Genomic DNA, 23,823 nt, shown 5'->3' with positions numbered 1-23,823 from the left:
CTACGCGCTTTGGGTAAACGCGCTACGCGCTGTTGGGTAAACGCGCAGGGCGCTGTTCGGTAAACGCGCAGAGCGCCGCTGGAGAGTAACGATGCCTAACGTACGAGACCAGATTCGCCTGACCGACGACGAGATGCGCGACTTCCTCGCGTCGAGCAAGACCGTGATCGTCGGCACGATCAATCACGACGGATATCCGCACCTCGTCCCCATGTGGTACAGCATGCTCGACGGCCTCGTGCACATGCATACGTACAAGTCATCGCAGAAAGTGAAGAACATCGAGCGCGACGCGCGCGGCTCGATCCTCGTCGAGGACGGCACCGAGTACGACAAGCTGCGCGGCGTCTTCATCCGCGGCCGCTACCAGATCATCGACGACCAGGACCTGTGCTACCGGATCGCGCTCGCGTCGGCGAAAAAATACCAGGGGCTCGATGAAGAAACGGCGGGAGCGGCGCTGCGCTACTACATCCGCAAGCGCGTCGCGCTGGTCTTTCATCCCGAGAAAACGTCGAGCTGGGACCACCGCAAGACCGCTGCTGCGCAGGCCTAGAACAACTTTCCCGACGATTCGCCGTGCGCCGAGGGCGGGCGCAAGAGCTCGAATTCCATCGAGAATGGTGAGCCGCGTTACTTCGTACGTGTCACGCCCCTCGAGAATCTCCGTTCCCGCATCGACAGAGCCGCGACCGTCCCATACGACTCCCGGGCTCGATGCGGCACTCGAGGCGAATCGCCCCGAACCGACTCGCCTCGAAAAAAGGGAGACTGAATCGATGCTTCGAAGGTCCAAACCACTCCTGTTCTCGATTGCACTGGGTCTGCTGGGTGTCACGCAGGCTTCGGCCGTCGCGTTGCCGGATTCCGCTGTCGATTGTCGCGGCACTATCGCGAAGAACTACGCAAAGCTGATGAAGACCGCGCACAAGACGATCGCGGCCTGCCACAAATCCCGTGACGGTGGCAAGACCATGGCCGGCGTAGACTGCAATGACATGACGCAGGCCGATTCAAAGTCGAAATTCTCGTCTGCCCGAACCAAGGCCGAAATGGCGATCAGCACTGCATGCGCGGGCGAGAACGCTACGCTCACCTCGGCCAGTTCCGGCACTCAATTCTACGTGTCGTGTCCGGTATCGTGCGCGGTGCCGAATCCGATGACGACGATGGCCGAGGTCGCGACCTGTCTTGGTTGCCGGGCCGAAAACATTGCGGAGACAGCGGGCACGACGGCGCTCGGATCCCCGACTCCTTCTTCTCTTACGAGTGACGACATCAAGTGCCGGAGCGCGCTGGCGAAGGGCTACGCCAACGTCGCGGCAACCGCGTACAAGACGGAGACGTCGTGCCAGGGAGACGACGATGAGGCTGGCGACTACGACATCGCAAGCTGCGTCGGCTTCGATCCCGATTCCAAAGTGAGCGGGGCCCAGACCAAGGCCGACGGCAAGGTCGAATCCTCGTGCGCCGCCGCGGCGCTCGCCAATCTCGACACATGCGCGACCGACACGATCGCGAACCTGAAAACCTGCAGTGCCGCGGCTTTTGCCAGCGCCGAGAACGACGCATTCGAGATCACGTACGAAGCCCACGCCACGCTCTGCCCGCCGGCGGTTCGCCTGACCACGCGCAGCGGCTGCAGCACGCTCGAAGAGACCGCGGGCGGTTGCTCGAACGGCGGCGCAACTACTAGCTCGTCTTCGGACGGATGGAAGGGGTACGGCCACGACCAGGACCTCGTCGATGCCGTCCCGTTGGCGCTCGACGTCTCGTGCCCGGGCGCGTTCGGAAGCTGCGGAAGCTGCACGATCGGAGGCATCAGCACCGACAGCGTGCTCTACGACGGTTTCGCGCGCTGCGCGGCGTCCCCGTGGATCGAGTGCAGCAACGTCTTTGATACGGACGCCGCCTGCGGCGGTGGAAACTGCACATACTTCGCGAGCCCTCCGATCGCGCAGGCGGTGGGAGGAACACCAGTTTGCCTTCTCAGCCGCTTCGACGAGGACGTGTCGGGCACGGTCGATCCCGATTCCGGTTCGGCGAACATCACGATGGCGACGCGCTCGAGCGTTTACATCGGAATCGCCCAGCAGCAGCCATGCCCGATCTGCGAGGGCGATGCGACTCCGCAGGACGGCAACGCGAACGGTCTATGCAACGGAGGCGCGCGCGACGGGATGGCGTGCGACGTGCAGGGATTCGATCTGACCTATGCGACCGATGCCGACGCTCCGGTTTCCGGCAACAGCCTCGACTGTCCGCCGTCTTTGGGACTGGCCCTTACCGGCGCCACGGGGATCCCGCGCGAGATCGACATGAAGACGGGATCGACTTCCAAGCCTGCCTCCGATGCCTGCGAAGCCCCACTCAATGCGTTGAGCTGTTTTTGCGGAGTGTGCAGCGGCGACACTCTGGAGACCTGCGACGACGACGCACACTGCGCGGGCATGGGACTCGGCACCTGCGGCAGCGGCGGAAGTCCGGGAGTCGACCGTCGACCGAACAACTGCGGCGATCTCACCTGCACGGCGGTTCCCGGACAGACCGATCGTGGCCAGTGCAGCAGCGACACCGCCAAGTATTGTAACGGAATGCTGCGCGCCGATGGCCGCGGCCTGCTGCCGTGCGCCAGCGACGCTTCCTGCGACGCGTACGTGACCGGGAGCCTCGACGAGGAGCAATGGGTCTGCCCGAACGACAATTGCGGAGACTGCGCGGCAGGCCCGCCGCCGAGCTGCTATCTGGATCCGATCGTCGTCGAGGGTGTGGCCGATCCGGCGGCTCCGACCCTTGCCGGAGTTTCGTGCGCGCCGGCAAGCTCGAACAGCGCGGTCAATACGGCGTACGGGTTGCCCGGCCCGGTAACGATGAGGATGGAGACGATCCTGGAAAGGCGTTACTGAACGACCGAGCCCGGCCGATCCGCAGTGCGGATCGGCCGGGTCCCGGTCCTACATGTAGATGCCGCCCATGAAGTCGAAGTCCTTGCGGATCATCACGTTCACGCACGCGGCCTTGCCGCTCGCGAACGCGCGCTCGAGGGCAGGGCGGATCTGGTCGGGCTCGGTCACGAGCTCGCCGTAGCCGCCGAGCGCTTCGACGACCTTGTCGTAGCGCGTCGGAAGAAGCTCGGTCGCGACCAGTCGTTCGCGGCCGTACATCATGACCTGCGGCCGCATCATCTGGCCCCACGCGGCGTCGTTGCCGATGATGCCGACGATCGGAAGATTGTGGCGGATCGCGGTGTCGTACTCGAAGCCGTTCAGGCCGAACGACCCGTCGCCATAGATGATCAGCACGCGCTTGTCGGGGTTGGCGAGCTGCGCCGCGATCGCGAACGGCATGCCGACTCCGAGCGTCCCGAGCGGCCCCGGATCCATCCACAATCCGTTCTTCGGAATCGGCACGACCTTGGCGGCCTTCGCGACGATGTCGCCGCCGTCTCCGACGAGGATCATCTCGTCGGTGACGAAGTCGGCGATCTCCTTGCAGAGCCGCATCGGATCGATCGGCACTTCATTCGACGTCAGCTTGTCGGCGAGCGCCGCTTCCTCGTCGTCTTCCTTCGCACGCCATTCCTTGACGACGGCGCTGAAGTCAAGCGTGACGCCGTCCTTCTTCATGATCTCGAGCATGCCGTCGAACATCAGGCCGAGGTCGCCGACCATGCCGATGTCGGCGCGCCGGTTCTGGCCGATCAACGTCGCATCGAGATCCATCTGGATGATCTTGGCAGTGGCGGGAATCGATTTTCCGAAGCGCATGCGGAAATCGAGCAGCGAGCCGGCCAGCAGCACGCAGTCCGACAGCTCCATGTAGTCGCGGCGCGTGCGGTTGAAGAAGTACGGCGAGTCGTGCGGCACGGTGCCGCGTCCCATGCCGTTGCAGTACGCCGGCATCTTCGTCGCCGACAGGAAGCGGTTGAGCGCGTCGGCGCCGTTCGACCACTTGACGCCCGTGCCCGACATGACCATCGGCATCTTCGACTGCTTGAGCAGCTCGACGGCCGCGCGAAGGACCGCGTCTTCCGGCCGCACGCGCGGAGCAGCCATCGGGGCAGGGCAGTACGCGGTCTCGAGATTGACGGTGCCGCCGAGCACGTCGATCGGTACTTCGAGATAGGAAGGCCCGGGATTTCCCGCGAGCGCAAAACGGATCGCCTCTTCGACGAATTCGCCGAGTCGGTCGGCGGCGTAACATGCATTGGCCCACTTCGTGATCGGGCGCATGACCGAGATGTGGTCCATCTCCTGCAGCGAGCCGCGCCGCAGGTTCGCGAGCGGTCCCTGTCCGCCGATCACGAGGATCGGCGAGTTCGCGCGCCACGCATTCGCAATGCCGGTGACGCCGTCGGTCGCGCCGGGGCCGGCGGTCAGCACCGCAACGCCTACTTTGCCGGGATGAAGCCGTGCGTACGCATCGGCGGCGTGGACGGCGGCCTGCTCATGGCGAACGTCCACCACGCGAATGCCTTCGTTCAGGCAGCCGTCGTAGATCGCCATCACGTGGCCGCCGGAGAGCGTGAAGATGCAGTCGACGCCCGCTTTTTTCAGGGCCCTCGCAACCAGTTTTCCACCGTCCATTCGTAAGTCCTCGTTCGCTTGTTTCTCGGTGTCGGCAGCCGGCTTCCGGACGGTTGCTGCGAGATAGGCTCGTATAGCCGCCGCAAGGGTGAACTCAAAGTGACCCGGCAAGCGGTAGAGGACCAGCGCGAACGGTAGAGCAGGTTTGACATGTGGCGCTCTGGCTCCTACGGTCGCGCCGCGAGTCGATCGAGAGCAATTCCGCTCTCTGTCGGGAACGAGGTGAAACTCCTCGACTGCCCCGCAACTGTGAAGGGGGACGAACGTCGCACTAAGCCACTGGGCGCAGGGCTGCGAAAGCAGTCCATCCAATGCACCTGGGAAGGCGCGACGGCTCGGACGATCCCAAAGTCAGGATATCGACGCGGCTCGCTTTTGGTTGAACCTTCCGACGGGGAAGGAGCGACCGGGATTCGAGTCGTGGCGATCGATCGCTGCGGCTTCCGGCCCCGATTCCCTCTTCCTTTTTGCGGATGGTTCTTCGAGCAAACCCCGGCGCGGGCCGGAAGGAGAACCAGCATGCGTAGTGTTTCTGTCGCGACTGCGGTCGCGATTTCCATCCATTTTTCTGCATCTGTTGGATCGGCTGCCGTGCAGCCGGCCGACGGCTATCTCTATGCGAGGCAGACGCTTGCGGAGCTGACCGAAGGCTGCGTTGCCCACGCGAAGGGCGGCGACTTTGTCGGCGTAGGACCGGCGCTTTCGTTTCCGACGCCGAGCGGCCGCACGCGCAGCATCCTGTTCGTGTCGAACCGCGGAGACGTGCGAACGGTGGCGACCGGGCTCAACTCGATCGCCGACTGCGTCTATGACGCGGCGTCGGACGTGCTCTACGTGACGGACAGCGGCTTCAACTTCAGCGGCGCAACGACCGGCGATACCGTGTTCGCGATTCCCGGCGACTCGACGAGTGTCCCGGTTGATGGCCTCGAGGTCCTGCCGAGCGGCACCATTGCCAATGCGTTCAGCATCGATCTGTTCGCAGGCGGCCTGCTCGTCTCCGATGCCAACGGCAGCGGCGCCGGCACCGTCATTCACATCGACCTGTCGGAACAGACGCCGGTGGCGACGACGTTCGCTACCGGGTTCGACTACACCGGCGGGCTCGTCGTGCGGGATTCCGATGTGCTGATCAGCGAAGCCACCGGTTCGTTCGCGAGTGCGATCTATTCGTACTCCGATGCCGGCGTGCGCCAGAGCACACTATCGGGACCGACCTACGACCATGGCTCGATCGATATCGCGGTGACAACCGACGGCGCCGTGCTCGCGACCGGCAGCCCGACCATTGCCGCGGTCGCACCCGGCGGCACGGTCACGCCGCTCGTCACCGGTGTCGACGGCGGCACCGGATTCGATGCGTTCGGCGGCGGCGTTTCCGTCAATGCGTTCACCGGCCGGATCGATTTCCTCGCGTCGTCGTTCTCCGGCGCCGACGACGACAAGAGCGTGCACCGGCTGATCCCGATCGACCGTCTGGTTCTCGGTGGCGGCAGCACGGAGACCGACTGCATGCTCGAGCTGTACGGCGTCGAGGTCGCGATCTCGGACGATGGAACGCCGACGCGCTCGGCGTACTGCACCGACGGCGACGCGTGCGATGCGGACGGCGTGGCGGACGGCACCTGCACGTTCCCGCTCGGCCTGTGCCTGAACGTCGGCGATGCACGGACCGGCGACTGCGCGCCGCCGTCGCCGATCGCGAGCATCGAAGTTCGCACGAGGCTCGAAAGCACCGGGCTCGACGATCTCGTCGCAGATGCGTCGGCGCTGCTGCCGACGTCGGACAGCGCGTGCGTCCTCGGAGACGGCGTGCGCGTACCGCTTCGCATCGCCAGCAACGGCAAGCCGCAGAGGGGCAGGGCGAACATCCGATTCCGCACGACGACCGACAGTGCGAGCTCCGTTCGGGATACGGACGGCATTCGGCTCGTGTGCGAGCCTCCGGCGACATCCGGCCCGGCGATGAGCGGCCACTGATGATGGGTGCGCGGGTTGCCGCGATATGCCGCGCGGCGTTCGTTCCGGTTGCGCGCATCGCATGGATCGCGAGCACGGCGTACTTCGCGTGCATCGCGGCGCCCGCGCCTTCTCTTGCCGCCGACCGGCTCGGCGATGCCTGGCTCGACCGCGTTCGCGTGTTCGAGCCGGGTACGTCGTCCGGTTTCGGAGCCGACCAGCTGCCGGGCATCGTGCTCGGTCCGCCGGAAGGCGGCGGCATGCTGAAGGGGTCGCTCGACGTGGTTTCGCTCGGTAACGGCGGAAGCATCACCGTTGCGTTCGCCGACAACGTGGTCGTCGACGGCGAAGGCGACGATCTCGTGATCTTCGAGAACGCGTTCTTCGGCGGAGACCTGCTCTTTGCCGAGCTCGCGTTCGTGGAGGTCAGCGCCGACGCACGGCAGTGGTTCGCATTCCCTTACGATCCCGACACGCACGCCGGGCTGGCAGGCCGGACGCCGGTCCTTGCGAACAGTGAGAACGGCCTCGACCCGCTGGCGCCCGAGTCGGGCGGCGATCGCTTCGATCTTGCCGACGTCGGGCTCGAATTCGCGCGCTTCGTGCGCATCACCGACGCCGGCGACCTGATCGATGATCCCGGCAATCACAGCTTCGCCGGCACCAAAGGCGGATTCGACCTCGATGCTGTCGCGGCGATCCACTGGATCGGTCTCGGGTGCATCGCCGGCCGCGTCACGGCGGACGGAGTCGCGGTGGCCGGGGCGCGCGTGCACGTGGAAGCCGAAGGCGAAAGGTCGCGGCGCCGCGTGACGCGCACCAACGGCCGCTACCGGGTCTGCCGCCTCACGCCCGGGCGCGACTACGACGTCCGGAGCGAAGTCGCCGATGTCGGAAGCGCCGCCGAGATCGTGCACGTCGATGAAGATCATCTGCGTGTGACAGTCGATCTCGATCTGCGGTAACAAGTCGGGACACGAAACGGATCAGTCCGACTTCGTTCCCGACTTCCTTCCCGATTCCGCTTCGAAACGCGCAGGAACGCATGAACGCGGGAACGGCACGAGCTCGGTCGTATTGCAGAAGCGCGACTGTCCGGGAGTGTCTCGGTGAATGACCGATGCGTGTCACGCTTCGTTGTTCGTCGAATCAGGAAATCAACTTATCGCGCAGAGAAGAGTTACGAACGATTTCGCTTTTCTCGTGACGCTCCATCGCATACACACGCGCGTTCCGTGACAGCTGCGAATCCGAATCTCGACACCCTCGATCATATTGACCTCGAAGGCTTCGCGCAGGCGATCGGCGAGCTGCGCGCCGAATTGCGCGCAACGCTCGGCGATGACGACCTGCGTCACCTGCGTCGCATCGAACGATGGGGTCGCATTGCGACAGCCGTCGGGCTCGCGACGGCGTGGATCGCACCGAATCCGCTGAGCGCAGCAGCGCTTTCGCTCGGTCGCTCGACGCGCTGGCTGCTGATGCATCACATCGGTCATCGCGGTTACGACAGAGTCCCCGGGGCCCCGGCGCGCTACACGTCGCGTGTCTTCGCGCGCGGCCGCCGGCGCCTGGTCGACTGGGCCGACTGGATGCTGCCCGAAGCGTGGATCTACGAGCACAACATCCTGCACCACCAGCACACCGGCGAGCTGCGCGATCCGGACCTGATCGAGCACAACGTTGCCGACATCCACGGGTCGCGTCTGCCGGTGGCCGCGCGCTACGGCCTGCTTGCGCTGCTGGCCGCGACCTGGCGCGCGTCGTACTACGCGCCGAAGACGCTGACCGCGTGGTGGCACCGGCGTGCGCCGGAAAACGCCCCGCGTCCGACGCCGGTCCGCGCGCTGCTGCTCGCCTGCTACGCACCGTACGCGCTTCTCAGTTTCGTCGCGCTGCCGCTTCTGTTCGCGCCGCTCGGAGCGTGGGCGGCGTTCTCGGCGCTGTGCAACTCGCTGATGGCCGACGTGCTGACCAACATCCACACGTTCTTCGTGGTCGGTCCGAATCACAGCGGAGAAGACGTCTATCGTTTCGAGGGGAGCCCCGAATCGCGAGGCGAGTTCTACGTGCGGCAGGTGGTCGGGTCGGTCAACTACCGGACCGGCGGCGACGTCTGCGACTACGCGCACCTGTGGCTGAACTACCAGATCGAGCATCATCTGTTTCCGGACATGCCGATGCTCGCGTACCGGCGCGTGCAGCCGAGGGTCATCGAGATCTGTGAGCGCTTCGGCGTTCCGTACCTGCAGCAGCCGGTCACGCGTCGCTTCGCAATGATGAGCCGCATCTTTGTCGGAAGCGCGCGCATGCGCTGGCTGGAAGCACCCGATACGCGCGCCGAAGTGGCTGCGGCGTAGTCGCCGGGCGTCGGGCCTGTCGCCTGATCCGTACACTGCCGCCTGATGATCGCCCGGCCTGCCGCTAGCTCAGTGGAATCGGCGCCTGATTGCTCGAGGGTCTGACGAGCGATAGACGCGGTCGGATCATGCGTTCCATTCGCATCGCTGCAGCGCTCGCCGTCGTCACGCTTTCCCAGGCCGCAGTTGCCGGGGCGGCCGAGCTTCCGCTCCACGTCGTCGTGTCGATTCCGCCGCTCGCGATGATCGTCTCCGAGCTCGGCGGCGACCGCGTCGTCGTCCGCAGCATCCTTCCGGCTGGCGCCGATCCGCATACGTTCGAGCCGAAGCCTTCGGACGCCGCTGCCGTGGCCGCCGCGCACATCGTGATCTCGCTCGGCTCGGCCATCGACGACTGGCTCGGCGACACGCTCGATGCACCGGACGGCGCGATCGTCGTCCGTCTCGACGCTGCACCGGCAGAGTCCGCGGCCTCGCACGACCACGAGCGCGATCCGCACGTGTGGCTCGATCCGTCCTGGGTTCGCGACCATGCGATCTCGCCGATCTACCGGGCGCTCGCCGAGGCCGATCCCGAAGGAGCGCCACGCTACGGCGTAACGGCAAGGGCGATGTCCGAAGCGCTCGCCGATCTCGAAACCGAAGTGCGCGGCGCGTTCGCGCTGGCGTCCACGCGCAGCTTTCTCGCGTGGCATCCGGCATGGAACCGCTTCGCCGAACGTTTCGACCTGCATCCGGTCGGAAGCCTCGGCGAAAGCGAAGGACGCGAACCGTCGCTGCGCGCGATGATCGATGCCGTGCGCGCGGGGCGCGCTGCCGGCGTGCGTGCAGTGCTCGTCGAGCCGCAGATCGATCCGCGGCAGGCGCGCGTGCTCGCCGGCGAGCTCGGCGTTCCGCTCGTGACCGTCGATCCGCTCGGCGGCGCGTGGGGCCTCGAGCGCGCAACCTATGCGTCGCTGATCCTGTTCAACGTGCACGCATTCCAGCAGGCGCTCGCCGTTTCCCTGCCGAAAGAAGCGCCGCCGGTCAGCCCGATTCCGGAAAAGCCCGTCCGCCGACAATGAAGGCCGGTGCCGGCTCGTGCGCGAGCACCGGAATGTTCCGGATCGTCGTCAGCGCTGGCCGACGTTGGCCAGGCTTTCGGTAAGTGCGGCGTTGCCGGGATTGGCGGCAAGTCCCTCGCGATAGGCTTCGGCCGCTTCTCCGCTGCGGCCGAGCTTTTCGAGCGCAGCCCCGAGCAGGCGGAAGCCGTTCGCGTTGCCGCGCTCGACTTCGAGCGACTTCTTTGCCGCCTCGAACGCTTCCTGCGGTCGATTCAGTCGCAGGTACGCGCTCGCGACGTTGCGGTGCGCCATGCCGGCGTCCGGCTTGGCAGCGGCGCCGGCCAGGTAGACGCGCAGCGCATCCTCGCTTCTTCCCATCTCGGCGTAGAGCGACCCCAGGTTCTCGTACGAGCGCACGACGTTCGGCGCGATGCGGATCGCGGCTTCGTAGTGGGGAATCGCGTCAGCGGCGCGGCCCATGCGCTTGTACGCGTTGGCGAGGTTGTACTGCACGCGCTCGTTGTTCGGCGCCTGCGCGAGCGAATCCTCCATCATCGCGACCGGATCCGACAGCAGCGCGTTTCGCCTCGTCGTCGCAATCGCGAGCGTCGCGACGACGACCAGCGCGAGTGCGGCTCCGATCCGCCCGGCAGCATTCGCGTGCGGGGCAAAGCGCTGCAGCGCCGCGTTTGCGGCGGGAACCACCGCCATCGCCAGGAATGCGATCGGCAGGTACATGCGGTGCTCGACGTAAAAATCGGCCAGCGGCAGCAGCGATGACGTCGGTGTCAGCACGACGGCCGACCCGAAGACCGCGAACGTCGCGAGCGGCTGCCGTCTCCACAGGGCGAGCGCGCCGGCAGCAATGGCGAGCAGGATGACCGCCGGTATCGCGACCGAATTGCCGAGGAATGTCGCGTGCACGGGCCACGCGCCGCGGTAGCCGCAGTCGAAGCACAGCCGCGAAGGCCACAGCGCGACGCGCAGATACTGGACGATCACTCCGGCCTGCGCGCCGAGGTAATCGATCGGCGTAATGCCGGCTACATCGAAACCGGCCGTCTCGGCCTCGAAGCCGCCGCGCGTTTTGGTCAGCACGAACGTCCAGAGCGCGGCGACTGCGGCTATCGCATACGCCGGCCATCGGCGCGCGATTTCGCCGAAGCGTCCGGCCGGCCGTGCTTCGGATTGCCCGGTGCGGCGTTCCTCGACGAGTGGTGCGCGGACGAGGAAACAAAGGTCGTAGACCAGCAGCAGCGCGGGAACCACGGCGAACGAAGGCTTGCTGTAGATGCCCGCGATGCACGAGACGGCGAGCGCGACAAGAGTGCGCGCGCTCGTGCCGCCGTCCATGTTCGAAAACGCGAGCAGGCTCGCCGTGAGCGCCGCGCTGACGAAGATCTCTGCGCGCTGGATCACGTACGTGACGCTCTCGGTCTGCATCGGATGCATGAGGAAGATGAGCGCAATGACGGCGGCAAGCGCGTCCGTGACGCGTTCGTTGCCGTGTGCGGCCGGCTCATCGGTTCGGCGAAATACCGGAAGCCGCAGCGTCGCCCTTGCGAGCAGGAACACGAGCGTCCCCGCGATCGCGTGCGCGACGATGTTGAGGACGTGGTAGCCCGCGACGGAGAACCCGCCGGCGAGGTAATTCAGCCGAAGGCTCGCCGTCACGAGCGCGCGCGGATCCGCGATCAGGCTTGCGATCGAGAGCGGCAGCTGGATCTGCGGGTTCTTCGTGATGTTGATCGGATCGTCGAGGAGGAACGGCGTGCCGATACTGCCGGCGTAAGCTGCAGCTGCCGCGATCCACAGGCCAGCGATCCACAGCGCGGTGGCAACCCAGGCGTTCGCAGAGGTGCTCGCGCGCGAGGTTGCCGGCCGGGAAGTGACAGCAGCTGCTGCTTGAGGCCGAGCCTTTGCGATCGGCTCGTCCCGTTTGCCTCGCGCCTTGCGACCCATCGCCGCGCTTGTAGCCGACGCTCGCGCAGCCTCCAATTCGAGCGCTGCCGCGATCGCTGGCCCTCCCGGAACGAGAGCCGTGCGAGCGCCGCCTTCCGCCTGCGGTTTGCGACACGCTGCCGGAGCGAACATATTCGCCCGCCGCCCAGAGTCCTGATATGGCGGCGCTCTCCCATGGATGCCGTGCTGTTCGACCGAGTCAGTATCGACCTCGACGGCCATCCGGTCCTCGAGGACATTTCGTTTCGTGTCGCCGAAGGCGCGTTTCTCGGCGTGATCGGTCCCAACGGAGCGGGCAAGACCACGCTGCTGCGTGCGCTGCTCGGCCTGGTGCCGGTGCGCTCGGGCACGATCGAGGTGCTTGGTCATTCGCCCGCCAGCCATGGCGGCGATGCGCACGCGATCGGATACGTGCCGCAGCGCCAGGCGATTCCGCGAAACTTTCCGGCCACCGTCGCCGATGTCGTCATGATGGGCCGCGTGTGCTGCAACGGGCGCTTCCGCCCGGCGCGCGCGGCGGACTGGAAGCGCGTGCAGGACGATCTCGATGCGATCGGGCTTGGTGCGCTTGCGTCGCGCCCGATCGGCAGACTGTCGGGCGGCGAAACGCGGCGCGTGCTTCTCGCGCAGGCGCTGTGCGCCGGAACGCGCCTCCTGATCCTCGACGAGCCGACGGTCGGTCTCGACCTTCCGGCCGAGCTAGAATTCTACGGGCTGCTGCGAAGGCTCCAGCACGAGCGCGCGATCACCGTGGTCTGCGTCTCGCACGACCTGCTCGCGCTCGCCGGGCAGGCAAGCGAGCTCGTCTGCATCAATCGCCGCATGCACGTGCACGGCAATCCCGAGGAAGTCGTCCACAGCCACGCTCTTCGTGAAGCGTATTCGTGCGAGTTCGATTTCCTCGCCGGCGAGATCGCGCACCACGAGCGCCATCACGGCAGCGCCCACTGATGTTCGAATACGCGTTCGCCGAGCGCGCGCTGGCCGCGGCCGTGATCGTCGGTCTGCTGTGCGGGCTGCTCGGCTTCTTCGTGATCCTGCGCCGGCTCGCGTTCATCGGCGTCGGCATTTCCCATTCGGCGATCGGCGGCGTGGCGATCGGGCTGCTTCTCGGCGTCGATCCCGGGCTCTCGGCCGCGGTGTTTGCCGTGGCGGTTGCGCTCGGGATGTTCTCGGTCGCGCGCGACCGGCGACTCGGCGAAGACGCGATCATCGGCGTGTTTCTCTCCGGCGCGATGGCGCTCGGGCTGCTGCTGGTCGGCATGAACCACGGCTACCAGAAGGACCTGTTCGCGTATCTCTTCGGAAGCCTGCTGTCGGTTTCGACAGGCGACCTCTGGATGCTCGGCGCTCTGGCCGCGGTGCTCGCGTCGATCATCGCGGTCTCGTTCCGCGAGATGCTGTTCATTGCTTTCGACGACGAAGTTGCGCGTGCGTACAACCGGCCTGTCGACCTGTTCGATGCCGTGCTGATCGTCGTGCTCGCGCTCACGGTGGTGGCCGGAGTGCGGGTGGTCGGCGTGCTGCTCGTCGAAGCGCTGCTGGTCGTGCCGGCGGCAACCGCCGCATTGTGGACGCTCGATTTTCGCCGCCAGGTCGCACTGTCGATGGGGCTCGGAGCGGCGAGCGCAATTTCCGGCCTCTACCTGTCGTTTGCGTACGACGTGAGCGCCGGCGCGGCCATCGTGCTGGTGGCGGTCAGCGCGTTCTTCCTGTCGTGGGTGCTGCGGCGGGGCGCGTAGCGGCGAGCCGGGCGCGTTCCCACCGAGCCGGCCGCCTTTCCCCCAAGCAGCGCTCGAAGCTATAAGGCAGCCATGAGCTCTTCGGCGGAACTCGATCGCACGCTTCTACGGCTTCTTCTCGACGGCGAGGTCGAGAAATTCCAGGCAAGTCTCGAGAAGGAAAACCCCGGACTGTCGGCGACCGAACGCGAGCGCTACCTGCGCGCCGTCCGCCTGTTCTGCAGCCAGCTGCTCGGCGCGGCCCCGAAAACGCGCGGCCGCAAGGCCCGGGCCTGACTCGCAGCGAAATCGGGGACATGGAAATCGGGGACAGACACCGATTTCCGGAAATCGGTGTCTGTCCCCGATTTTTACTGCGCCACGTCCTTGCAGATCGTGGTCGTGCCGTGCGGGCGGCACGGAACGCTGCGCGCGGTCACGCACTGGTCTGTGCCCGGATCGCTGCCGAACAGCACCGACGCCGACAGCTGCGTCTGACCGATGGCGCCCGCGATCTCCGCTCCGGCGATTTTCAGCGTTACGCGCACCGTACCGTGCGTCGCGTCGGTTCGGACGGTGACGGAGCTTCCGTCGACGCCGGTCGAGTGCCAGGCCCAGAGCGTGGCATCCGTATGTGTCCACTGGCCTGCCGGCATCGCCAGAGTGTAGATGATCGTATCGAACTCATTCTCCAGCGTGAGAGTTGCGCCGCTGACGGTCGGATTGGCGGTGAGCTGGTCGAACGGGAACTCGATGCGACCCTTCAGACGATCGTTGGCCGCACCTTCCGGGGCCTTGGCCTTCAGTGAATTGCGCGTTGTGTGGAGACCGCCGGTGACTGTGCAATTTCCGTTGTCGCAGGTGCCGGCCAGCGTGCAGACGTCCCCATCTTCGCACGTGTTGCCGGTCAGGTCGGCGTACACGCAGCCGGTCGCGTCGTTGCAGATGTCGTCGGTGCAATCGTTGCGATCGTTGCAAAGCGTGTCGCTACCGACGTGCTGGCAGACGTTCGCATTGCACGAGTCGACGGTGCACGCGATGCCGTCGTCGCACGACACCGGGTGGTGGCATGCATGGGCGACCGGGTCGCAATCGTCTTTGGTGCAGGCGACGCCGTCGTCGCACATCGGCGTTCCCGGGAATCCGGGGGACGCGGCCAGGCATCCTTCGTCCTGGCAGTCGTTGCGGCAGCCGTCGCCGCTCGTCGTGTTGCCGTCGTCGCAGCTTTCGCCCTCGTCGATTTCGCTGTTGCCGCAGACCGGACAGCCTTCGAGCGTCGGGTTTACGTTGAGCAGCGGAGCGGGCGTGATCGACCCGTTGAGGACGGCCGGCTTCTTCGGGTCGCGCGTGTTGATGATCGTGTTGCCGCCCGTGGGATCGGTGATGATGCGGCTGCCCGTGTCGGCGACCATGCTCTCGCCGACAGAGACGATCACGTTGCCGGGAGAGTCGTTCGGCGTGTCGATGGAATTACGGACCAGTGCCGTCGATGTCAGGTGCAGCCGGCAGACGTCGATGTCGAAGTCTCCGGACCCGTTGTTGCCGCCGCCGCGCACTTTCCCACTGATCGTCACGTCGGTGTCGCCGCCGGCACTGAAATACCCGCCGGTTGCGACCCCGCCGTAGTAACTTTCCGATGCAAAGCCGTGCACGTCGACGCTTCCGTCGATCGTGACCTTTCCGCCGGAGTAGATCGAGACGGTGCCCTGTCCGAGCGGGGACGCGGTGTCGACGACGCCGGTACGGCCGACGCTCACGTCATCGTCCGCGAACAGGTAGACCCTGCCGCCGGCAGCCCCGGTATCGGAGCCGAAAGCCGGAGGTGTTCCCTTTGCCTGGATCGTGCCGTCGATGGCGAGATTTCCGTCCGAAATGAACCACAGTTCGCCGCCCGACGCCGCGGGCCCGCCGTTGGAGTGGACCGTGGCGGTCTTGCCGATCGTGAGGTCGTTTCCCGCCTCGAAACTCTGGTAGCCTCCGTAGCCGCTCGCCAGGCCGCCGCCGTAGCCGTACCCGTAGGAGTAGAAGCTGCCGCCGCCATCGCTGTTGATCTGCTGCGGGAAGGTTTCCCCGATCGGCGACGTGACCTTCAGGTCGCGTCCTGCCGCAACATCGATCTGGCCGCCGCCCGCGTAAAGGGCTTTTCCCGCGTTGCCGGTGATGTTCGATGTAATCACCACGTCACGACCGGCACTCACGTCGACCTGTCCACCTTCGCCTGCGCCCCAGACCCGGATACCGCCCGCGATGTTCGCATCCACCGCAGCACCGACCGTTACCGATCCGCCGTAGCCAGTCTCATAGTCGAACTCGCCACCCGCCGACGCTGCGGCGAGCTCACCCGACGCGAAGAGCGAGCCGCCGGTGCCGATGTTGATCTCGGATCCGCTGCTGCCCGCGAGTGTGGCGGTAGCGGTTACGCGGCGGGTCAGCGTGATGTCGCCTGGCGAGCTGATGAGGATGGATCCGGGAGAGCTTCCCGCCGTGCTGAGCCCACTGTCGACGTAGATCGTCCCGGTGTTTCCGGCCGTACACGTCCCTTTGCCTTCCGAGGAGCACTGGCTGTCGTAGCGGCACAGGAACGAAAGATCGCCCGAGCACGAGCGATACGCGCGCAGCGAGATGTCGCCTCCTGCCGAGCCGTCGGAATCGATGGCGTTCTCGCCAGGACCCGATGCGATCTGGATCGCGCCTGCCGACAGGTCCACTCCCGGCACGCCGCGCAGGCGTCCCGTCAATGTGATGTTGACTGTCCGTCCGCCGAAATCGAGTGGCCCGGTCACGTCGAAAACGCCGTCGATCACGCACGGATCCTCCGCCGGCAGGCAGATGTCGTCCGCGCTTGCGGCGATATCGACGGCTCGTGCGGCCGATGGCAGGAGAAGCAATCCGCAGATCGCCATCGTGCAAAGAGGCTTGTTCATGACTGGTCCCTCCGGTTGATGGTTCCGATTCCGCCGCGGGAATTACCGGTCGTCTCCACGCGATCGAGCTTGTTGTTGGAGCCCCCGAGAATGATCCCGAAACCTTTGTTGTCGTTGGCGACGCATTCGCTTACGTCGTCCCGATAGCCATGCAGGACGATTCCGCTGTCGGCGTTGCGCCGTGCGTCGGCGCGAATGATCGTGTAGCGCGTCTGCACGCGGAGACCCGCGCCCGCGTTCTCGCTCGCTTCGATTCCAAGCAGACGGCCGCCCTGGCCGGACACGCGAAGTCCGTCGCCACCGTTGCGAGTGGCGCGCACGTCGAGGACGAGCGTGCCCGTCATTTGAAGCAGCAGGCCGTGGCGCCGCTGGCCCTTGATCTCCAGCTTCTCGATGCGACGCACGCTGCGCCCGGTCGGCACGTGGATGCCGTCGGAAAAACCGACGACCTGCGCGCGGTGATCACCTGCTCCCCCGGTGATCACGGCGCCATCGCTGCCGCCGGAATGAACCAGGATCCCGTCGCCTTCGCCCGTGCCGACGAGCGACAGTCCATGAAGGTCCAGCGTCAGGGTTTCGGCAAAGGGGTTTGCATCGATCACGAGTCCGCCATGAGGACAGCGGCCGTTGACGACAGGATCGCTCACGGCGAGCACCGTGTCGCTGATCACGGTATCACCGCACGCGCAGGCGATGCGGCTGCCTGCAACGTTGTCGCCGCAGTCGCGCGCCCGCGCGACGAGAGGAAAGAAGAACAGCAGGGAAACTGCGATCGCTGTTCGCGCAGCGACAGCCCAGGCTCTCCCGTGCGGCCGTCGGTGGCGATCGTCGAACACCGGCGGAGGCTATCTCCCCGGCGCAGGAAGTGTCAATGAACCGTTGTCGCGCAAAGGCAGCAGTTCAAAACGGCTTTCCTCCGTCGCCGTGCCTCGAGTTTGTGGTCACTCGGCATAGCCAAGTGACCTCAAGTCCTCGGCGCGGCGCTGGTGATCTTCGTCATCGGAGCCTCCGGGATCGTCGGGATCGTCCGGGTTGTCGGGTTCGTCGCTTGCCTGGGATGTTCCCGACGTCTGTGCCCGCCGCGATTCGACCCGTGGTGGATGTGCCGCGGTCCATTTATCGAGCTCGGCCGCGAGCTCGCGCTGACGATCCGGGGCAGTCAGGGCACTCGTCTCTCCGGGGTCCTTGATCACATCGTAAAGCGCGAATCGCTTCTGGGTCGTCCAGTGGATGAGCTTGTCACGAGCAGTCGTCAGCGACCGAACGTGTCCGTCTCCACGTCGCGCCTCCGTTCGTTCCGTCTCGCTGACGATCAGATCGTCGGGCGTGGGTCCGCCGGCGGCCGCCTCGACGAGCGAGGGGCCGGGAAACGGTTCGATCGATCCTCCGAGAAGCTCCATCACTGTCGGCGCGATCGTAACCGATGCCGAGACCAGGCCGGGAACACGGCGCGGCACCAGACCCGGAGCGACGATCAGCAGCGGCACGTGCAGCACTTCGCGATGGAGCGTGGCCAGATGGAAGCAGCGTCCATGCTCGAGAAATTCTTCTCCGTGATCGGAAAGCACGACGAGGATCGTTCGCTGCATGAGGCCGCGTGCCGTCAGCTCGTCGACGAGCTTGCCGACGTACCGGTCGCCGCGATGAGTCGCGGCATCGTATTCCTTGATGTACGGGTCGATGCGCGAGACTGGTCCTTCGCTGCGGCATGTCGCTCCGTGCGACGCTTGCGGCGGCGCAGCGGGAAGGCCGAACACCTGGCGATCGACGGGATCGCTGAGATACGGCGTGTGCGGATCGTAGCCCTGCAGGAACAGGAAGAATCTGCCCGGCGGCCTGTGGTCGAGCCAGTATCGGATATCCTCGAGATTGTCGCGAAAATATTTGCCGTTGCTGCGGTACGTGTCGAACCCCCGGTTGAAGCCGAAGCTTGCCGAAAGATTCACACCGCCGACGAAGGCTGCAGTCTGGTAGCCTTTGTCTTTGAGCACAGTCGCGAGCGTAGGTATCGAGTCTTCGAGGCGGCGCGTGTCGCCGAGCGAGACGAAGCCGTGCTCGTGCGGATGCAGCCCGGTAAAAATCGACATGTGCGCCGGGCGCGTCCACGACGACTGCGCGATCGCGTTCTCGAACAGCACGCCTTTGGCTGCGAGCGCATCGAACCGCGGGGTCGTCGGAAGTGCATAGCCGTAGGCACCGACGTGATCCGCGCGAAGGGTGTCGATCGAGATCAGCACGACGTTGCAGTCGGCGCAGCCGTCGTGCTGCGGTCGGCGGCAGCCGGTCGAAGCGAAGACCATGACCGCGGCAACGACCGCGGCGGCGAGCAGGCGCGTCACGTCGGCGTCAGCTCCGCCCGAACCCGCCACTGATGCTGATCGCCTGCCCGGTAATCCAGCTCGCGCGATCCGACGCGAGGAACGTGATCATCGGCGCGATGTCTTCGGGCTGGCCGAGACGTCCGAGCGGATAGAAGCGCGAAGCCTGCCGCTCCATGTCCTCGTCGATGTAGGCCGTCATCGGCGTGCGCGTGACGCCCGGACACACCGCATTGACGTTGATGTTGTAGCGACCGAGCTCGGCGGCGAGCCCGCGCGTCAGCGAGATCACGCCGCCCTTGGTGGCGCCGTAGACGACCATGCGTTTCTCGTTGGCCTTGCCGGCTTCGGACGCGATCGAGACGATCCGGCCCGAGCGCCGCTCGATCATGTGATCGGTGACCGCGCGGCAGCAGTTCATCACGCCGAGGAAGTTGATCGCGACGAGGTCGGTCCAGTCCTCGGCCTCGGTATCGGCGAAGAACGTCGTCGGCCCGCCGATGCCGGCCGAATTGACGAGGATGTCGAGCGCGCCGAACTTCGCGATCGTCTCCTGAGCGGCCGAGCGGCACGCGTCCATGCTGCGCACATCGAGCACGACGGCCGCGACTTCCGCGCCGCCTCCGGAAAGCTCGGTGCGCGCGGCATCGAGCGTCTCGCGGTTGACGTCGGCGATCATCACGCGGACGCCTTCGGCGGCCATCGTGCGTGCGGTTTCCTTTCCGAGACCGGACGCGCCTCCGGTGATGAGTGCGGATTTTCCGCGCAGACCGAGATCCATGTTCGCTTGCCTCCTGACGGTTGCCGAATGGCGCCTGTTCTCGTCGCGTGGGCGTGAAAAGTCGAAAGGGCGTCTCCCTTGCGGAAGACGCCCTTTCGGTTCGCTGGATACTGGCCGGATGCCGTCAGGTGATCGGCGGGGCCGGCGGAGTCGGCGGCGGGGCCGGGCATGCGAAGTTGATCGGCAGCCCGACCGACCACATCAGCGCGCGCAGCGCATCCGTCGAGTTGATGATGCTGTTGCCGGTGATGTCGCAGACGAACAGGTCGCACGGCAGGTTTCCGACCGATGCATTCAGGATGTACTGCGCATCGAGGATCGTGACCGCGCCGCTGTCGTCGGTGTCGCCGCAACGCACCAGCAGGCAGGCCGAGTTGCAGAAGTCACCGTTGTCGAACTGGCTGTCGCCGTCGTCGCAGGTTTCCTTCGCTTCGAGGAAGCCGTTGCCGCAGGTCGTGCTGAGATCCGGGCAGTTCAGAATGACCGGCAGGCCGATCGCGTGCTGCAGCATGCGCAGTGCATCGGACGCGCGGATCTTGAGGTCGCCTGTGACGTCACAGACGAGCAGCGTGCATTCCTCGAGGCCGACTGCCGAGCGCAGGATGTAGAGCGCGTCCACGATGTCGCGGTCGCCGTCGTCGTTGGTGTCGCCGCACAGCACCTGGCTGCAGTCGCGGCGGCAGAAGTCGCCGAACATGTAGAAGTTGTCGCCGTCGTCGCAGTCTTCCTCGGCGTTGAGGAAGCCGTTGCCGCACTTGGTGCTGCACGGGAAGATCAGGTCGACGAAACGGAAGACGTCGTCGTGGTGGAAGTCGAACATGCACTCAACGAGCTCGGGAAGCGGGAAGACCGAGCCGTTGTCCGGTCCTTCGCATCGCCACGGGAACCCGAGATTCATCAGGTTGATGCCCGGGCACGCGCTCGGCAGGAAGCGCAGGATGTGGTTGTGCGAATCGACGATGTCGGCGTCGAGCTCGCCCAGTCCGGTTCCCGGTGCCTGAAGATCCACTTCGCGCCGGCAGTCGACGTCGGGCGGAAGCTCGAGGTTGCCGGCCATCTGCTTGAGGACGCAGCGCCCGCGGCGCTCGAACTCGGTGCTCGTCAGGCGCGACGAAAGTCGCGCGAGCTGGTCCTGGCAGCTCTCCTCGTTGAACTCGAGGTGCAGCGGCATCGGATCGGGATGCTCGGTGTCGATGATGAACGAGCCGAGATTCTGGGACCGGGTCAGCAGGCACTGGAGATGATCGAACGCGTCGTACGGAGTGGTCGGGGTCGCGTCGTCGCAGAAGCCCGGAAACCCGAGGACGGACAGGTCGACGTTCGTGCAGGCGGTCAGGATCGCGCTCGTCAGCTGGGCCTCGGCGACGCGAAGCCGGCGGTCGGTGTCTTCATCGCCGGTGGTGCCGGGCACGTCGGACGTGATCGGAGCCAGGCAGTCGAGAGAGTTCGGAGCGACCTGCTCGAAAATCTCTTTGCTGAAGCAGTCCTGGCGGGCCGAAATGAAGCTGTAGAAGTAGTCGACCGTCGCGTTGAACGTCACGCGCTGGCAGACGAACTGGTCCTGCGTCAGGAATGGAAATTCGATTCCGCTCCCCGTCGGGCAGTCGGCCGACGCCGGCGGCGCAGGCAGGACGGCGAAAAGCGAAAGTGCTGCAGCCGCGGAGCGAAGATAACGTGGCAATCCCATTCTTTATTCCTGTCGCGGGGTATCGGGCCGAAACGCCGCGCAGACTTAGCCCCAATCCTGAGGGTACGTCAAGATTGTAAGGAGAACCCCCTCCAGACAACCGTGCACTACCCGTTGTGCCCGGCCGCCGGACCGTTTGACATCAGCCAATGACCGACATCCCTTAACGTTTCCGCGAGCATTGCAGATTTCCTCACCGTTGGAAACCAACAACAGCGAACTCGAAGCACCGGGACGCCGGGCCTCATGACTGAAAATGAAATCAAGGAACTCCTGAAGGGGGTCAAGTACCCCGGCTTCACGAGAGACATCGTTTCGTTCGGGCTCATCAAGCAAATCGTCGTCGATCCGGATCGCGTCGAGGTCCGACTCAGCATTCTCAGCGACAACCAGGACGTCATCCGGCAGATCGTCGCCGATGTCGAAGGCATGCTCGCAGGCCGTACCGGCGCCTCGCGCATCGATGTCGTCGTCGAACGACCGTCGGTCGACAAGCCCGCGCAGGCCCGCGAAACGGCCAAGGCGATGGGCCGCGGGCCCGCGCAAGTCCCCGGTATCGCTCGTATGATCGCGGTTGCCAGCGGAAAGGGCGGGGTCGGCAAATCGACCGTCGCGGCCAATCTGGCCGTCGCTCTGGCAGCCCGCGGGCTGGCCGTCGGTCTTCTCGACGCCGACATCTATGGACCGAGCATTCCGACGATGTTCGGCATTCGCCGGGGCCGAGCAGGCGATGGCGGTTCGGAAGGCGTCGGCGCCAGCGATGCCGACGGCAGATTCATCCCGGCCGTCAGGCACGGCGTCCGGCTGGTCTCGATGGGCTTTTTCGTTGCCGACGGCGCACCGCTGATCTGGCGAGGCCCGATGCTGACCAAGGCGCTCACGCAATTTCTTCGCGACGTGGCCTGGGGCGAGCTCGACGTGCTCGTGCTCGATCTGCCGCCCGGCACCGGCGACGTTCAGATGACGCTTACGCAGCAGGTCGCGCTCGACGCCGGGATCATCGTGACGACGCCGCAGGACGTTGCGCTCGCGGATGTGGAGCGGGGCGTAAAGATGTTTCAGCAGGCGCAGGTTCCGGTGCTCGGTGTCATCGAAAACATGAGCTTTCACGTGTGCCCGGGCTGCGGTGAAAAAGCCCATCTGTTCGGCGACGGCGGCGCCGCGCGGGTCGCCAATCGTTTCGGAATCGCGGTGCTCGGCGGCATCCCGCTGGCACGCGCGGTGCGCGTATCGGGCGACGCCGGTTCGCCGATTGTCGTCTCCGATCCGGACGGTCCGGTGGCCGCCGCGTTCCGCGCGTTGGCCGAGCGCGTTGCCGAAGGCATCAAGGCCGAACGCGAGGTGGCCGGTCATGCCTGAGTCGGCACCGGGAGTTTCGCGCCAGCCGCCGATCGACGGCGTCGCGCGCATCATTGCGGTCGCGAGCGGCAAGGGAGGCGTCGGCAAATCGACCGTGGCCGCCAACCTGGCCGTCGCGCTGCGGGCTCTCGGCCGCAAGGTCGGCCTCGCCGACGTCGACATCTATGGTCCGAGCGCTCCGATCCTGTTCGGCATCAAGGAGCTCCCGCATCCCGACGAGAGCTCGCGCCTGCTCGCGCCGGTCGAAGCCTTCGGCATCCGGATCATGTCGATGGGGTTCTTCCTCGACGACCAGGCGCCCGTCGTGTGGCGCGGACCGATGGCGATGAGCGCGACCAAACAGTTCCTGCGCGGCGTCGCGTGGGGCGAGCTCGACTACCTGATCGTCGACCTTCCTCCCGGCACCGGCGACATTCCGCTGACTCTCGCGCAGGAGGTGCCGCTCGACGGCGGCCTGATCGTGACCACGCCGCAGGACGTCGCGCTTGCCGACGTTACGCGCGGCGTCGCGATGTTCCGGCGCGTCAACACGCCGATCCTCGGCGTCGCAATCAACATGGCCGGCTACGTCTGCCCGAAATGCGGGACTCGCGACGACGTGTTCGGCGAGCTCACGGCCGACAGCATCGCGCGCGAGATCGGCGCGCCGGTGCTCGCGGAATTTCCGATCGAGATGAAGGTTCGCGAGAGCGGCGATGCCGGCCGCCCGATCGTCGTGGCGGATCCCGCCGATCCGGTCTCGCGCCGCTATCTCGATCTTGCCGCCGCGATCGAAGGTTCGCTCGCGCGCGTACGCGATGAGCTCTACGGTCCCGAGCCGTCGACCGTGACGATCGACGACGCGAAGTCTGAGGTACGCATTGCATGGAGCGACGGAAAGACGACGTCGTACTCGTTCCGCGGCCTGCGAGGCTGGTGTCCGTGCGCGCAGTGCCAGGGCCATTCGAGCGAGACTCGCTTCGTCGAAACGACCGGCGCGCGCGTCACCGGTTACGAGCCCGTCGGCCGCTATGCGCTGCGCTTCCTGTGGGCCGACGGCCACTCGACCGGCATGTACTCGTTCGACTGGCTGAAAGAGATTGCTGAATTTCCGGAGTGTCGCGTCTAGTCGAGTGTTGCTTAT

General features: G+C 65.9%; 18 protein-coding genes and 1 riboswitch. Of the genes, 11 read left to right on the top strand and 7 right to left on the bottom strand.

Annotated features, from left to right (window positions below):
* Positions 1-91: 91 nt before the first annotated feature.
* Entirely contained in the window at positions 92-556 is a 465-nt protein-coding gene (locus tag VN634_18825) for a pyridoxamine 5'-phosphate oxidase family protein (GenBank protein HXC52948.1), read from the top strand.
* Positions 557-779: 223 nt separating this feature from the next.
* Positions 780-2,906, top strand: coding sequence for a hypothetical protein (locus tag VN634_18820; protein ID HXC52947.1), 2,127 nt, complete (start codon positions 780-782; stop codon positions 2,904-2,906).
* Positions 2,907-2,954: 48 nt separating this feature from the next.
* Here VN634_18820 and VN634_18815 read toward each other — a convergent pair whose 3' ends face one another.
* Positions 2,955-4,586, bottom strand: coding sequence for a thiamine pyrophosphate-binding protein (locus tag VN634_18815; GenBank protein HXC52946.1), 1,632 nt, complete (start codon positions 4,584-4,586; stop codon positions 2,955-2,957).
* Between the two features lie 212 nt (positions 4,587-4,798).
* Positions 4,799-4,948: riboswitch (cobalamin riboswitch) on the top strand.
* Between the two features lie 157 nt (positions 4,949-5,105).
* On the opposite strand from VN634_18815, the gene VN634_18810 reads away from it, so the two are divergent.
* The 4 genes from VN634_18810 to VN634_18795 all read left to right on the top strand — a co-directional run bounded on the left by VN634_18810 (position 5,106) and on the right by VN634_18795 (position 9,969).
* Positions 5,106-6,566 carry a hypothetical protein gene (locus VN634_18810; GenBank protein ID HXC52945.1) on the top strand — a complete coding sequence of 487 codons (1,461 nt, stop codon included), beginning with the start codon at positions 5,106-5,108 and terminating at the stop codon, positions 6,564-6,566.
* A complete protein-coding gene (locus tag VN634_18805; protein HXC52944.1) occupies positions 6,566-7,510 on the top strand; it encodes a hypothetical protein in 945 nt (314 codons plus the stop codon). The genes VN634_18810 and VN634_18805 overlap by 1 nt, the downstream gene beginning before the upstream one ends.
* A gap of 270 nt (positions 7,511-7,780) precedes the next feature.
* Positions 7,781-8,905 (top strand): fatty acid desaturase, encoded by a 1,125-nt coding sequence (locus VN634_18800; GenBank protein HXC52943.1) that lies wholly within the window; start codon positions 7,781-7,783, stop codon positions 8,903-8,905.
* Positions 8,906-9,033: 128 nt separating this feature from the next.
* A complete protein-coding gene (locus VN634_18795) occupies positions 9,034-9,969 on the top strand; it encodes a metal ABC transporter substrate-binding protein (GenBank protein HXC52942.1) in 936 nt (311 codons plus the stop codon).
* A 48-nt stretch (positions 9,970-10,017) separates the two neighbouring features.
* Here the strand turns inward: VN634_18795 and VN634_18790 are convergent, their stop codons facing one another.
* Positions 10,018-11,910: a tetratricopeptide repeat protein gene (locus tag VN634_18790; protein ID HXC52941.1), complete on the bottom strand. Its 1,893-nt coding sequence runs from the start codon at positions 11,908-11,910 to the stop codon at positions 10,018-10,020.
* Positions 11,911-12,093: 183 nt separating this feature from the next.
* Here VN634_18790 and VN634_18785 point away from each other — a divergent pair, with 183 nt between their 5' ends.
* The 3 genes from VN634_18785 to VN634_18775 all read left to right on the top strand — a co-directional run bounded on the left by VN634_18785 (position 12,094) and on the right by VN634_18775 (position 13,928).
* On the top strand, positions 12,094-12,861 hold the full coding sequence (locus VN634_18785; GenBank protein ID HXC52940.1) for an ABC transporter ATP-binding protein: 768 nt from the start codon (positions 12,094-12,096) through the stop codon (positions 12,859-12,861).
* Positions 12,861-13,652, top strand: a complete 792-nt coding sequence (locus VN634_18780; GenBank protein ID HXC52939.1) for a metal ABC transporter permease — start codon at positions 12,861-12,863, stop codon at positions 13,650-13,652. Before VN634_18785 ends, VN634_18780 begins: the two co-directional genes overlap by 1 nt.
* A 72-nt stretch (positions 13,653-13,724) precedes the next feature.
* Entirely contained in the window at positions 13,725-13,928 is a 204-nt protein-coding gene (locus VN634_18775) for a hypothetical protein (protein ID HXC52938.1), read from the top strand.
* A gap of 74 nt (positions 13,929-14,002) precedes the next feature.
* Here the strand turns inward: VN634_18775 and VN634_18770 are convergent, their stop codons facing one another.
* The 5 genes from VN634_18770 to VN634_18750 form a co-directional block, all read right to left on the bottom strand.
* The gene (locus VN634_18770; GenBank protein ID HXC52937.1) at positions 14,003-16,555 is read right to left on the bottom strand and encodes a hypothetical protein; all 2,553 of its coding nucleotides are present in this window, start codon (positions 16,553-16,555) and stop codon (positions 14,003-14,005) included.
* Positions 16,552-17,391, bottom strand: a complete 840-nt coding sequence (locus VN634_18765) for a right-handed parallel beta-helix repeat-containing protein (GenBank protein ID HXC52936.1) — start codon at positions 17,389-17,391, stop codon at positions 16,552-16,554. The genes VN634_18770 and VN634_18765 overlap by 4 nt, the downstream gene beginning before the upstream one ends.
* Before the next feature lie 105 nt (positions 17,392-17,496).
* Positions 17,497-18,894, bottom strand: a complete 1,398-nt coding sequence (locus tag VN634_18760; GenBank protein ID HXC52935.1) for a sulfatase — start codon at positions 18,892-18,894, stop codon at positions 17,497-17,499.
* Positions 18,895-18,901: 7 nt separating this feature from the next.
* Complete coding sequence (locus VN634_18755; protein HXC52934.1) at positions 18,902-19,654, bottom strand: SDR family oxidoreductase; 753 nt, start codon at positions 19,652-19,654, stop codon at positions 18,902-18,904.
* A gap of 124 nt (positions 19,655-19,778) precedes the next feature.
* A complete protein-coding gene (locus VN634_18750; GenBank protein HXC52933.1) occupies positions 19,779-21,341 on the bottom strand; it encodes a hypothetical protein in 1,563 nt (520 codons plus the stop codon).
* A gap of 246 nt (positions 21,342-21,587) precedes the next feature.
* On the opposite strand from VN634_18750, the gene VN634_18745 reads away from it, so the two are divergent.
* On the top strand, positions 21,588-22,700 hold the full coding sequence (locus tag VN634_18745; protein HXC52932.1) for an Mrp/NBP35 family ATP-binding protein: 1,113 nt from the start codon (positions 21,588-21,590) through the stop codon (positions 22,698-22,700).
* On the top strand, positions 22,693-23,808 hold the full coding sequence (locus tag VN634_18740; GenBank protein ID HXC52931.1) for a P-loop NTPase: 1,116 nt from the start codon (positions 22,693-22,695) through the stop codon (positions 23,806-23,808). The genes VN634_18745 and VN634_18740 overlap by 8 nt, the downstream gene beginning before the upstream one ends.
* Positions 23,809-23,823 lie beyond the last annotated feature (15 nt).

The organism is Candidatus Limnocylindrales bacterium, assembly GCA_035571835.1.
In the GTDB taxonomy this organism is placed as follows: Bacteria; Desulfobacterota; Binatia; order UBA1149; family CAITLU01; genus DATNBU01.
The sequence above is the reverse complement of the archived record's forward strand: the minus strand, read 5'-3'. Positions and strand labels throughout refer to the sequence as shown.

What these genes read in the sequence shown, in the direction of transcription:
- VN634_18825 (HXC52948.1), top strand. Translation starts at nt 92, where the DNA reads ATGCCTAACGTACGAGACCAGATTCGCCTGACCGACGACGAGATGCGC.
- VN634_18820 (HXC52947.1), top strand. Translation starts at nt 780, where the DNA reads ATGCTTCGAAGGTCCAAACCACTCCTGTTCTCGATTGCACTGGGTCTG.
- VN634_18815 (HXC52946.1), bottom strand. Translation starts at nt 4,586, where the DNA reads ATGGACGGTGGAAAACTGGTTGCGAGGGCCCTGAAAAAAGCGGGCGTC.
- VN634_18810 (HXC52945.1), top strand. Translation starts at nt 5,106, where the DNA reads ATGCGTAGTGTTTCTGTCGCGACTGCGGTCGCGATTTCCATCCATTTT.
- VN634_18805 (HXC52944.1), top strand. Translation starts at nt 6,566, where the DNA reads ATGATGGGTGCGCGGGTTGCCGCGATATGCCGCGCGGCGTTCGTTCCG.
- VN634_18795 (HXC52942.1), top strand. Translation starts at nt 9,034, where the DNA reads ATGCGTTCCATTCGCATCGCTGCAGCGCTCGCCGTCGTCACGCTTTCC.
- VN634_18790 (HXC52941.1), bottom strand. Translation starts at nt 11,910, where the DNA reads ATGGGTCGCAAGGCGCGAGGCAAACGGGACGAGCCGATCGCAAAGGCT.
- VN634_18780 (HXC52939.1), top strand. Translation starts at nt 12,861, where the DNA reads ATGTTCGAATACGCGTTCGCCGAGCGCGCGCTGGCCGCGGCCGTGATC.
- VN634_18775 (HXC52938.1), top strand. Translation starts at nt 13,725, where the DNA reads ATGAGCTCTTCGGCGGAACTCGATCGCACGCTTCTACGGCTTCTTCTC.
- VN634_18770 (HXC52937.1), bottom strand. Translation starts at nt 16,555, where the DNA reads ATGAACAAGCCTCTTTGCACGATGGCGATCTGCGGATTGCTTCTCCTG.
- VN634_18755 (HXC52934.1), bottom strand. Translation starts at nt 19,654, where the DNA reads ATGGATCTCGGTCTGCGCGGAAAATCCGCACTCATCACCGGAGGCGCG.
- VN634_18750 (HXC52933.1), bottom strand. Translation starts at nt 21,341, where the DNA reads ATGGGATTGCCACGTTATCTTCGCTCCGCGGCTGCAGCACTTTCGCTT.
- VN634_18745 (HXC52932.1), top strand. Translation starts at nt 21,588, where the DNA reads ATGACTGAAAATGAAATCAAGGAACTCCTGAAGGGGGTCAAGTACCCC.
- VN634_18740 (HXC52931.1), top strand. Translation starts at nt 22,693, where the DNA reads ATGCCTGAGTCGGCACCGGGAGTTTCGCGCCAGCCGCCGATCGACGGC.